We start from the raw sequence: 11,258 nt of genomic DNA on the forward strand, positions 1-11,258 counted from the left end.
GCCCCGGCCCCCCGCCAAAGGGATGATCCCTTTGGGATCCCGGATTCAGGCGCGTTTGGCGGCGCGGGTCGCGGGGAGCCGGATCTCGACCAGGGTGCCCTCGTCCTTGCGGCTGGAGATGTGCAGCGCGCCGTCATTGGCCTCGACGGGGGCCCGCATCAGCGGCAGCGCCAGGCCACCGCCGATCTCCGGCCGCGCCGCGGCCGCGCCGGCGAACGGTTCGAGGGCGGCGGCGATCTCGTCGGCGCTGAGACCGGCACCGGTATCGCGCACCCGCAAGGCGACGGTGCCCGCCTCGGCCATCGTGGTCGAGACGATGACCTGGCCGCCCAATCCGCTGAGGCGGATGGCGTTGGCGATCACGATGCGCACGGCGCGGGCGATCGTCGGCCGATCGGCCTCGAGGGGCGCAAGATCGTCGCCGAAGCTGGTGCGCAGCACGATGCGGCTGCGGGCGGCCTCCGGCTGCAGCTCCGCGACGCAGGCCGCGATCAGCTCGTTGAGCGGCAGCGGCTCACGGGCAAGGGGGAGGCCAAACCCCTCGATCGTGGCGAGGTCGATGAGGTCGGTGACGAGGCCGAGGACCTGCTCGCCCGAGGTCCGGACGTCCTGGAGATAGGCGCGGTAGCGCGGATGGCCGAGCGGCCCGTAGGGCTCCTTCAGGATCACGTCCGCGAAGCCGAGAATGCCGGTGAGCGGCGTGCGGATGCCCCGGTCGAGGGTGCCGAGGAAGCCGCTGGCCAGGGCCGGGAGGCCGCCCGCGTCGTCCGGCCGGTCCGGCACCCGCAGCACGGCCGCGCGCCGGTCGCCGGGCAGGGGGGCGATGCGCAGGGCGAGGGTCCGGCCGGCGAGGGTGACGCTCCCGTCCGCGGGCCGGCCGTCGAGGACGGCCTGCACGGCCGGCACCGCCTCGGGCGGGAACAGGGCGCCGAAGGCCCCGCCCACCACCTCGCGCGGATCGCAGGCGAACAGGGCGGACGCCGCCCGGTTGAGACCGAGCACGCGGCCGGCGCCGTCCAGGATGGCGACGCCGTCGTCGATCGCATCGAGGGCGGCGAGGGCGTCGGTGCCGCGGGTCTCCCGGACCCGGCGGGCGAGGTCCTCCGCCGCGTGGCGTCCCTCCGGATCGTCGGCGGATACGGGGCGCAGGAGCAGGCAGGCAGCCGGGCCGCCCGGCCAGACCATCCGCCCGCAGGTGACGGCGACGGGCCGGCCCGTGCCGTCCGCGGCCTCGATCGCGACCGTCACCGGCTCCTCACCCGCCCCGGCATGGCGCTCGGGCGGCAGACCGCGGAACAGGCGCTCCGGCCCCGCCGCCTGGAGCGCGGCGAGATCGGCGTAGCCCGCGAGCGCGAGGAGCGCGCGGTTCGCGGCGAGAATCGCGTTGCCGCGATAGACCAGAACGGCGCCCGGGATCCCTTCGAGGAGGGCGGCCGGCTCGGTCTCGGCCAGCGGCCGCGCACCGGGGAAGAAGGTCACCGAAGCGCCCTCCGAGCGCCCCTCTGACGCCCCGTCCGGACCTGCCTCCTCCGGCTCCTCGTCGCCTGCGTAACGGGCCCCGAGGGCACGGGCGATCTCGCGGAAGGCATCGTGCTCGGTCAGCGACAGCCCGGCCTCGGGCAGGGCCGCCAAGGGCGAATCCGCTGCCGCAGGCTCATCGGCCAGCAGCGGGTCGTCGGCGAGCACCGGCGCGTCGGTCGGTTCGGGCGCCGCGCTTGCGGCCGGCTCCAGGGCTTCCGGGGCCGGCGGGTCGGCCGGTGCGTCGGCGGCGGGGGCCGGGCGCGGCTCTCCGAACCAGGTCTGCCCGATCCAGGCGGCGAAGAACGGCGCCGCCATGGTCGCGAGGGCGATCGGATCGCTCGCCAGCGCCGCGGCGGGGACCGGCGCGGCCGGGGCAGGGGGCGCTTCCGCTCGCACCGCGTCACGCGCCGCGTCGGATCCCGCCTCGCAGTCCGCGCGCACGATCCCGAAGCCGCCGAATCCCACGAAGGGCCGGCCGGCCGGGGCGACGGGCGCGCCCGAGAGGTCCGCGCTCACGCTGGAGCCGGTGCCCGTTCGCAGGTCGAGTGCGAGCGCGCGGAAGGTCCGCTGCGCGGCAAGCGCCGCCAGCAGCGCCTCGGCCGCGCCGCCGACCCGGCCCGCTTGTGCCAGGGCCTCCCAGCTCTGCCCGACGAAGTCCGCGAGGGCGTCCTGTCCGTCGGAGATCTGCGTCAGCGCGCCCGCCGCATCCGTCCGCCAGAGGAAGCGGCTGCCGGGCTGCGGCAAGGGCAGGGGCAGGGGCGGCGGTTCGGGTGCGCTCACGGGCGGCGCCTCCGCGACCGGGTCCGGATCCGGGTCCAGATCCGCTTGCCGGATGGCGGGGGCGCGCAGATTCGGCAGCGGCCCGGCCACGACCAGCAGGAAGACGGCGCGTCCATCCTCCCCCTCGGCGCGCGCCAGACGACAAAGGGCCGGCGGGGCGACGCCGCGCGGATCGAGGCGCAGGCGGAGCAGGCGCGGGGTGGGGCCGGCGCCGCGCAGGACCTGTCCCGCCAGATGCGCGGGAAGCGCGTCCGGCCGCCCGATCCGCCGGAGAAGCTGCCGGCCGGGCTCCGATGCGTCGAGCACCCGCGATCCGTCCGAGTCCAGCACGAGACGGATGGAAGCCGCATCGGCCAGAGCCGCAGCGAGGCCCGAATCCGCCTGCCAGGCCGCGAGGGCCGGGGCCGGCAATGCTGCACTGCAAGAGGCGTCGTCCAAACCCGTGCCCTTGGCCATCCCGTCCCATCCGGAACCCTGCCCGATCCCGAGGAATCGGCTCACGCTCCCGCCTTCGCACCGCCGCGGGCCGGCCCGAGCGGCGGGCCTTGCGCGGAAACCATGACTGCGTGAAAGTGAACTCTGCCGCAGCCCTTTCTGTAAGCTGATCTGCCCGCGACCGCTGGACAGTTCAATCCAGCGTCACACGTTTACGTCATGTCAACCTTAATGGCTCGGTCCAGGGGGTGGCATTTCGCGGCGCACATGCTACTTGTGCAGTGCACAAACGCTTGCGTCCCGCGCAACAGGTGCATGAGAGGAGACGACATGAGCAACATCCCGAATTACGAGGTGCCGGGCGAGATGCGCGACTTCGCCGAGAAGAGCGTCGAGCAGGCCCGCAAGGCCTTCGACAGCTTCATCAGCGCGGCGCGTCGCACCGCCGACACGGTCCAGGGTTCGGCCGACATCGCCCGCACCAACGCGCAGGACGTGTCGTCGCGCGGGTTCGAGTACGCCGAGCAGAACGTCAACGCCGCCTTCGACCTCGCGCAGAAGCTCGTCCGCTCGCGCGACATCCAGGAGGCCATGCAGCATCAGGCCGAGTTCGTGCGCAGCCAGTTCGCCGCGATCCAGGCCCAGGCCAAGGAGTTCAGCGGCATCGCCCAGAGCGCGATGCAGCAGGGCGCCGAGCGCGCCAAGAGCGCGATGCAGGAAGGTGCCGACAACACCCGCAAGGCCTTCGAGCAGGGCCTGAGCTCGGCCCAGCAGACCGCCGACGACGCCAAGGCCGCCGCCGAGAAGGCCACGCACTGATTCGCGCAGGGCCGGCGGCACCCGCCGCCGGGCCGCAGTCACGCAGGACCGATACGGACGGCCCGCCTCCCTCGGAGGCGGGCCGTCTCGTTTTCGCCCCCATTGACGGGAGAAGACGGTCGGGTCCGGCGCGTGTCCGGACCTGAGACGGAGTTCAACGCCCCATGCGGCAGATCGGCATCCTCGGCCTCGCGGCGGCCTGCCTCGCCGGATCCCTGGCGACGGCGCAGGCGCAGTACTACGACGCGCCCTATCGCGGCGGCTACGAGGAGCGGCCCTACCGGCCGGCTCCGCGCCGCCCCGTCGGCCTCAACTGCGATGCCGTGCAGCAGGGCATCACCGGATTGCAGCCCTTCTCCTGCCCGCTGCCGGGCCCGCGGCCGCTCGGGGCGCGCTGCTTCTGCGACCTGCCCGCGGTCTCGTTCAGCCCGCCGCAGACGGCGGTCGGCCGCGTGGTGCCCTGAGCCTGCACCCGCCCGGAACAGACGAAGCCGCGGCGCCCCGACGGGCTCCGCGGCTTCGCATCGTCCGGCTCGCCGGATGATCAGTTCAGGACGACGACCTTCGCGCCGACCTTCACGCGGTCGTAGAGGTCGGTGACGTCCTCGTTGGTCATGCGGATGCAGCCCGAGGACACAGCCTGGCCGATGGTGTCCGGCTCGTTGGAGCCGTGAATGCGGTACTCGGTGCTGCCGATATACATGGCGCGGGCGCCGAGCGGGTTCTCGATGCCGCCGGCCATGTAGCGCGGCAGATCGGGGCGGCGGGCGAGCATCGCCTTCGGCGGCACCCACGACGGCCACTCCTTCTTGGCGGTGACGGTCTTCACGCCCGACCAGGTGAAGCCCGGCCGGCCGACGCCGACGCCGTAGCGGATCGCCTCGCCGTTGGGCATCACGAAGTAGAGCCGGCGCTCCGAGGTCGACACCACGATCGTGCCGGGCTTGTAGGGCGCGTTGAAGGCGACGATCTCGCGCGGGATCGGCTGGACCTGCGCTTGCGGGGCCGCCTGCATGCCCTGGCCATAGCCCGGCGCGTAGCCGCGGCTCGGCGTGCCCTGGTAGCCGTAGCTGGGAGCGTCGTCGCCGTAATAGTCCTCCACATCGCTCGAACCAAACGGATCGTAGGCCGTGGCGGCGAGGACGGGAGACGCGGAGAGAACACAGACGCCGAGGAGCGCGGCGAGCGCGGAGGCGGAGGTCTTCATGAGGAGCCTACCTGTGCAATAACCTTTGCCATTACAAGCGTGGGCATAGGCCGCCGGTTCCACAGACCGACGAAGATTTTGGACGGCTCAGGAATACGTAGGCTCGGCTGTAAGTTCGGTGTCTTCGCGCACAGGGCCTCCACCGCTTGTCCACCGCGGCCGCGCGCCGTTCAGGCGACCGCGTCGGTGTGCACGTCGAAGCGGGCGAGATAGACGGAGCCGAAATTGGTGGTGATGGCGCAGTCGGTGGCGTCGCGCCCGCGCGCCATCACGATGCGGCCGATGCGGGGCCGGTTGTGACGGGCGTCGAACGTGTACCAGCGCGGACCGTCCGGACCGTCGAGGAACACCTCGAACCAGGCCGAGAAATCCATCGGGTCCGGCACCGGCGGCACGCCGATATCGCCGAGATAGCCGGTGGCGTAACGGGCCGGGATGTTCATGCAGCGGCAGAAGGCGATGGCGAGATGCGCGAAGTCGCGGCAGACGCCCTCGCGCTGCATGAAGCCGTCATGGGCGGTCCGGGTCGCATCGGCGCGCAGATAGTCGAAGCGGATCCGGTCATGGGTGTAGTCGACGATGGCCTGAACACGGGCCCAGCCCTCGGGCGCCGTGCCGAACAGCGACCAGGCGGTCTGCGAAAGCTTGTCGGTATCGCAGTAGCGCGAGCCGAGCAGGTAGACGAGCACATCGTCGGGCAGGTCCTGGACCGGGATCTGGCGCGCCTCCGGCACAACCAAGTCGGGCTCGCCGGAATCCTGCACGGTGAAATCGGCCGAGATGGTCAGCGGTCCGGGGGGCATGACGATCCGGTGGCAGAGATTGCCGAACAGGTCCTGGTATTCGTGCGCCTCGATCGGCGGATCGAAGCGGATCACGTGCGGGGTCAGCACGTCCGGCATGCGCGACGGATGGACGCTCAGCATCAGGATCATCGGCGTCGCCTGCGCCGCGTCGAAGGCGATGTTGAAGCCGGCCCTGATCTTCATGGTGTGCACCGGGTGTTGCGAGAGGAAGGACCGGACGGGTGACTCGCCCCGGCTCAACGGATGGCCGCGAGGGGCGGTTCGACGGAGGGCACCTCGGGCGGGTGCTGGCCGGGGGGGCTCTCGGGCAGCTCCACCACCTCGACGTCGACGCGCATGCCGAGATCGTCGCTGGCGAGTCCGAAATAGGAGCCGTGCAGCGGCACGGCCTGACGGGGATCCCGGGCCACGGCGACCCGGATCAGGTCGCGGTTGCCGACGATGCCGTTGGTCGGATCGAACTCCACCCAGCCCGCGCCCGGCAGGTAGACCTGCAGCCACGCATGGGTCGAGCCGCCGCCCACATGGCGATCCCGGTCGTTGCGCGGATTGTAGAGGTAGCCGGAGACGAAACGGGCAGCCATGCCGAGAGCCCGCACGCCCTCCATCATCAGCACCGCGAAGTCGCGGCACGAGCCGCACTTGGTCCGGAGCGTGTGCAGCGGGTCCTGCACGCCCTTCTCGCTGCGCGCCGTGTAGGTGAAGTTCCGGCGCACGCTGCGGGTCATGTCGGCGAGCAGCTCCTGGGTCGGGATCCGTCCCGTGGCCGGGATGAAGCTGCGCGCCCAGGCATCGACCTCGTGCCGCGGGTCCGGCCATTGCCGCTCGATCGAGCGGCTGAGGTCGGGCATGTCCTCGGCGCCGTAGCCGAAGGGGTAATGGGTCGCGTGCGGGGCCAATGGGAAGTCGGGGGTATGCTCGGGCGTGTGGTCGAGGGTGATGCCGCAGACGAAGCGGAGCGTCTCGGCGCGTCGGTCGAAGGAGGCCACGGCGACGCAATTGCCGAACACGTCGAACATCCAGCGGAGCGAGGCCGGCTCGGGCTCGATCTCCAGGGTCGTCTCGATCAGCCGCTGGTCGTAGCTGTCGCGTGGCCGGAACATGAGCCGGTGCTCGCCGAACGCCACGGGCCGGCGGTAGCGGTAGGTCGTGACGTGGCGGACGGAGAGGATCGGCACGCGCGGCGGAGGCTCGGGATCGGGACGGGGAGGGTCGATGCAAGTCCCGCGCCTGTCGGTGCGCGGCGCTCAGACGACCGGCGGCGGGGGCTCGCCCGCGGCGCGGTGCGCCTCGGCCAGGACGTCGCGCGGGCGCCAGGGCTTGGGGATGAACACGGCCTCGGGCGGCAGGTCCGGGCGGTCGAGGCCGTGGCCGGAGGTGAGGACGAGCCGCGCCCGCGGCCAAAGCGTCGCGACGGCGCGGGCGAGCTGCAGCCCGTCCATGGCGCCGGCGAGGCGCACGTCGGCGAAGACCAGGGCGACCTCGCCGCCGCGGTCCTGCAGCAGGCGGAGCGCGGCCTCGGCGCTGGCGCAGCCGATCACCGCGAGTTCGGTCTCTTCCAGAAGCGCCTCGGCGAGGGCGCGCTGCTCCGGATCGTCCTCGACGATGAGGGCGATCCGGTCCTGCGGCACCCGGGATGCCTCCGTGCCGTCGCGGCCATCCGCCACCGGTTCGGGCTCGGCCTGGCGCACGCGGCGCACGAGCACGGCAAGGTGCTCCGGCACGCCCTCGGCCACCAGGCTGTCGTAGATCGAGGCGAGGGTCTCGCCGATCTGATCGAGCGGCACGCCGGGCGACAGGGTGTCCAGCGGCGGCGCGCGCCGCCCGGTGCCGTCGCGGTTCCCCTTCGTCAAGAACTCCCCCCGGAAGCCGTGGTGTCACGCCGCCCGCGCGGCGCTTGTGGAGAGAAGTCGGGAAAACGTCGTCAGTTGCGCTCCGTGCCCCTGAAACCCGCGTGAGACGAGCGCCGGCGGCAGAGCGGTCGCTACGGCGCCTCGGCGTCCGCGTAGGCCATCATGCCGGAGACCGCGCGCACGTTCTGGTAGCGGGCGCCGCGGGTGCTCATCATCGCCTCGAACTTCTCGTGCACCTGCGCGACGGAGAGGCTGACCGCCTTCTTGCGCCTTCCATGCTGCGCGGCGAAGAAGATGGTGCGGTTCGCCCGCGCCGGGCCCGGCAGGAGCTGCGCGGCGGCGGCACCGGGCTTGTCGACGACCTTGGCCAGGAACTCCTCGGCGTCGTCCGGCCCGAGGAAGTGGGCGAGATAGACCTCGCCGAGGGTCAGCTCGCGGCCGATGCGCAGGGCGATGCGGGCGGCGTCGCGCTTCAGCATCTCGCCCGCCATCAGCGCGGAGAGGTAGGGATCCCGCCGCATCTCCAGGATGCGGGCCCGCTCCGCCGGATCGGTCACGCTCGGCTTGTCGTTGCCGTCGGCGACGACGAGGGCCGCGTCCTTCTCCAGCCCGTATTTCGCGCCGAAGTCGCGGACCACGCCGAGCCAGGTCCGCTCGATGAACTGGTAGAGACCCGTGGCCGAGGAGGTCTTGGCCTGAACGGCCGTGATGAAGCTCGATTCCTTGTCGGCCACCGCCATCAGCAGCACCGGATCGGTCTGGACCGCCTGGGCCGCGCGCACGATGGTCTGGACGAGGTGGCGCCGGATCTTCATCGGGCCGAATTCGAGCACCTCGTTCGGGTCACCCACCGCGCTCTCGGAGAGCAGGACGTCGTACGAGACCCGGTCGACGGTGTTGGAGCCGAGATCGGTGTCGAGATCGTGCACCGCGGCGAAGGCCGAGGAGGCGCGCAGCACCGCGGGCGGAGCGGGGTCCGCCACGGCCTGCGGCACGAGGGAGACCGTCTGGAGGCGCGGGCGCGGCATCGGGATCTCGGTGGCGGCCTGGGCGGTCGAGACCGCACGGTCGAGGCCGATCCGGCCGAGCTCCGCCCCGGAGCCGATCAGCACGGCGCTCAAGCCCCCGGCGAGCAGCGACATCGACAGGAGGGAGCGGGCGATGGCGGGGCGGCTGCCGTGGTCGCGGCCGACCCGGGGCAGGGCGGTCAGGGCATCGGCCGGGCCCGAGCCGAAGCGGCCGGGGGCCTGGCGGGCGTTCTTGCTGGAGGCGTTGCGCGACGTACCGTCCGGGCGGGCCTGCATGCGACTCGAAATCCTCGTCCCGCGCCGCTGACGGCGCCGTGATCCCGATCTGGCTTGACAGATGTGGCGACAACACGGCCGCGGTTGGGGCCATCCTGTGGCAAACGCCTCCCACAAGCTGTGGACGGAGGGGTGACAGGTTGTCCGTGACTTGAGCGGCGTCCCTCGGCTAAGAGGGCCGGAATGCGGCCAGGCCCCGTCCCCGGGACCCCCGGCACCGACACGAACGTTCCAGGCAGAGTCTGTCCTCTATGAGCGGCGTCAACGAGATCCGGTCGACCTTCCTCGACTACTTCGCCAAGGCAGACCACGCGGTGGTGCCGTCCTCGAGCCTGGTGCCGAAGAACGACCCGACCCTGATGTTCACGAACGCCGGCATGGTGCAGTTCAAGAACGTCTTCACCGGCGTCGAGAAGCGGCCCTACCAGCGTGCGACGACGGCGCAGAAATGCGTCCGCGCGGGCGGCAAGCACAACGACCTCGACAATGTCGGCTATACCGCGCGCCACCACACCTTCTTCGAGATGCTGGGCAATTTCTCGTTCGGCAACTATTTCAAGGACCGCGCGATCGAGCTGGCCTGGACCCTCATCACGAAGGAGTTCGGCCTGAAGCCGGACCGCCTGCTCGTCACCGTCTATGCGGATGACGACGAGGCGGCGGGCCTGTGGAAGAAGATCGCCGGCTTCCCCGACGAGAAGATCATCCGCATCGGCACCTCGGACAATTTCTGGCAGATGGGCGATACCGGCCCCTGCGGTCCGTGCTCGGAGATCTTCATCGACCAGGGCCCGGCGCTGCAGGGCGGCCCGCCCGGCTCGCCTGACGAGGATGGCGACCGCTTCCTGGAGTTCTGGAACCTCGTCTTCATGCAGTACGAGCAGATCGAGCCGAGCAACCGCCTCGCCCTGCCGCGGCCGTCCATCGACACCGGCATGGGCCTGGAGCGCATGGCGGCGATCCTGCAGGGCGTGCACTCGAACTACGAGACCGACCTGTTCCGCGCGCTGATCGATGCCGTCGCCCATGCGGTGAGCCGCGCCCCCGATCCGAAGACGCTCGCCTCCTACCGCGTGATCGCCGACCATCTGCGCGCCTCCGCCTTCCTGGTGGCGGACGGGGTGCTGCCCTCGAACGAGGGCCGCGGCTACGTGCTGCGCCGGATCATGCGCCGCGCCATGCGCCACGCCGAGCTGATCGGCTCGCGCGAGCCGATGATGTACCGCCTGGTGCCGACCCTGGTGCGCGAGATGGGCCAGGCCTATCCCGAGCTGATGCGGGCCGAGAGCCTGATCTCCGAGACGCTGCGCCTGGAGGAGTCCCGCTTCCGCCGCACCCTCGAGCGCGGCCTCGCGATCCTCGACGCGGAGAGCCGCGACCTCAGCGCGGGCGGCCGCCTCTCGGGCGAGACCGCCTTCACCCTCTACGACACCTACGGCTTCCCCCTCGACCTGACGCAGGACGCGCTGAAGGCCCGCGGCATCGGCGTCGACACCGAGGGCTTCACGGCCGCGATGGAGCGCCAGAAGCAGGCCGCCCGCGAGGCCTGGAAGGGCTCGGGCGAGGCCGCGACCGAGACCGTCTGGTTCGCCCTGCGCGACCGCGTCGGGGCGACCGAGTTCCTCGGCTACGAGACCGAGGGCGCGGAGGGCGTCGTCACCGCGCTGCTGCGCGAGGGTGCCGAGGTCGAGGCGCTGCAGGCCGGCGAGAGCGGCCTGATGCTGGTGAACCAGACCCCCTTCTACGCGGAATCGGGGGGGCAGGTCGGCGATACCGGGCGACTTGCCGGCGCCGGCCTGCGCGCCCGCGTCACCGCCACCGAGAAGAAGCTCGGCGACCTCTTCGTGCACCACGTCACGGTGGAGGAGGGCACCCTCGCCCGCGACGGCGCCGTGGAGCTGAAGGTCGACCATGCCCGCCGCCGGGCGATCCGCGCCAACCACTCGGCCACCCACCTGCTGCACGAGGCCCTGCGCCAGGTGCTCGGCGACCACGTCGCGCAGAAGGGCTCGCTGGTGGCGCCCGAGCGCCTGCGCTTCGACATCAGCCACCCGAAGCCGATCGAGGCGGCCGAGCTCGCGCGCGTCGAGGACATCGCCAACGCGGTGCTGCTGCAGAACGCCCCCGTCGTGACCAAGCTGATGGCGGTGGACGAGGCGATCGAGTCCGGCGCCCGCGCCCTGTTCGGCGAGAAATACGGCGACGAGGTCCGCGTGGTCTCGATGGGCCGGCCCGTGGACGAGGCCGGCACCGAGACCGAGGGCGGGCGCCTGCCGAACTTCTCCATCGAGCTGTGCGGCGGCACCCATGTCACGCAGACCGGCGATATCGGCCTGATCAGCATCGTCGGGGAGAGCGCTGTGGGTGCGGGCGTGCGCCGCATCGAGGCGATGACCGCGGATGCGGCGCGCCGCCACCGCGCGGAGGAGGGCCGCTCGCTCGCCGCCCTCGCCGGCCTGCTCAAGGCGCCCGTCGCCGAGGCGCCCGACCGGCTCGCGGCCCTGCTGGAGGACCGCCGGCGCCTGGAGCGCGA

The 11,258-nt window shown here is 72.0% G+C and carries 9 protein-coding genes; 3 read left to right on the top strand and 6 right to left on the bottom strand.

The window, feature by feature from the left end:
• Positions 1-45 precede the first annotated feature (45 nt).
• Complete coding sequence (locus MET9862_RS19720; RefSeq protein ID WP_142584593.1) at positions 46-2,757, bottom strand: sensor histidine kinase; 2,712 nt, start codon at positions 2,755-2,757, stop codon at positions 46-48.
• Between the two features lie 309 nt (positions 2,758-3,066).
• Here MET9862_RS19720 and MET9862_RS19725 point away from each other — a divergent pair, with 309 nt between their 5' ends.
• Together MET9862_RS19725 and MET9862_RS19730 are read left to right on the top strand one after the other, a co-directional pair.
• Positions 3,067-3,555, top strand: a complete 489-nt coding sequence (locus tag MET9862_RS19725; RefSeq protein WP_142584594.1) for a phasin — start codon at positions 3,067-3,069, stop codon at positions 3,553-3,555.
• A gap of 164 nt (positions 3,556-3,719) precedes the next feature.
• Positions 3,720-4,019 (top strand): hypothetical protein, encoded by a 300-nt coding sequence (locus MET9862_RS19730; protein ID WP_142584595.1) that lies wholly within the window; start codon positions 3,720-3,722, stop codon positions 4,017-4,019.
• An 80-nt stretch (positions 4,020-4,099) separates the two neighbouring features.
• Here the strand turns inward: MET9862_RS19730 and MET9862_RS19735 are convergent, their stop codons facing one another.
• The 5 genes from MET9862_RS19735 to MET9862_RS19755 all read right to left on the bottom strand — a co-directional run bounded on the left by MET9862_RS19735 (position 4,100) and on the right by MET9862_RS19755 (position 8,725).
• Entirely contained in the window at positions 4,100-4,762 is a 663-nt protein-coding gene (locus tag MET9862_RS19735) for a L,D-transpeptidase (protein ID WP_142584596.1), read from the bottom strand.
• A 170-nt stretch (positions 4,763-4,932) separates the two neighbouring features.
• Positions 4,933-5,751: a transglutaminase domain-containing protein gene (locus MET9862_RS19740; protein WP_142584597.1), complete on the bottom strand. Its 819-nt coding sequence runs from the start codon at positions 5,749-5,751 to the stop codon at positions 4,933-4,935.
• A 53-nt stretch (positions 5,752-5,804) separates the two neighbouring features.
• The gene (locus MET9862_RS19745; RefSeq protein ID WP_142584598.1) at positions 5,805-6,746 is read right to left on the bottom strand and encodes a transglutaminase family protein; all 942 of its coding nucleotides are present in this window, start codon (positions 6,744-6,746) and stop codon (positions 5,805-5,807) included.
• Between the two features lie 69 nt (positions 6,747-6,815).
• Positions 6,816-7,355, bottom strand: a complete 540-nt coding sequence (locus MET9862_RS19750) for a response regulator (RefSeq protein WP_142584603.1) — start codon at positions 7,353-7,355, stop codon at positions 6,816-6,818.
• A gap of 197 nt (positions 7,356-7,552) precedes the next feature.
• Positions 7,553-8,725, bottom strand: a complete 1,173-nt coding sequence (locus MET9862_RS19755; protein WP_142584599.1) for a transglycosylase SLT domain-containing protein — start codon at positions 8,723-8,725, stop codon at positions 7,553-7,555.
• A gap of 251 nt (positions 8,726-8,976) precedes the next feature.
• On the opposite strand from MET9862_RS19755, the gene alaS reads away from it, so the two are divergent.
• A partial coding sequence (gene alaS / locus MET9862_RS19760; protein WP_142584600.1) for an alanine--tRNA ligase occupies positions 8,977-11,258 on the top strand: 2,282 nt, incomplete at its 3' end.

It is taken from the genome of Methylobacterium symbioticum (assembly GCF_902141845.1).
GTDB lineage: Bacteria > Pseudomonadota > Alphaproteobacteria > Rhizobiales > Beijerinckiaceae > Methylobacterium > Methylobacterium symbioticum.

What these genes read in the sequence shown, in the direction of transcription:
- MET9862_RS19725 (WP_142584594.1), top strand. Translation starts at nt 3,067, where the DNA reads ATGAGCAACATCCCGAATTACGAGGTGCCGGGCGAGATGCGCGACTTC.
- MET9862_RS19735 (WP_142584596.1), bottom strand. Translation starts at nt 4,762, where the DNA reads ATGAAGACCTCCGCCTCCGCGCTCGCCGCGCTCCTCGGCGTCTGTGTT.
- MET9862_RS19730 (WP_142584595.1), top strand. Translation starts at nt 3,720, where the DNA reads ATGCGGCAGATCGGCATCCTCGGCCTCGCGGCGGCCTGCCTCGCCGGA.
- MET9862_RS19720 (WP_142584593.1), bottom strand. Translation starts at nt 2,757, where the DNA reads ATGGCCAAGGGCACGGGTTTGGACGACGCCTCTTGCAGTGCAGCATTG.
- MET9862_RS19740 (WP_142584597.1), bottom strand. Translation starts at nt 5,751, where the DNA reads ATGAAGATCAGGGCCGGCTTCAACATCGCCTTCGACGCGGCGCAGGCG.
- MET9862_RS19755 (WP_142584599.1), bottom strand. Translation starts at nt 8,725, where the DNA reads ATGCAGGCCCGCCCGGACGGTACGTCGCGCAACGCCTCCAGCAAGAAC.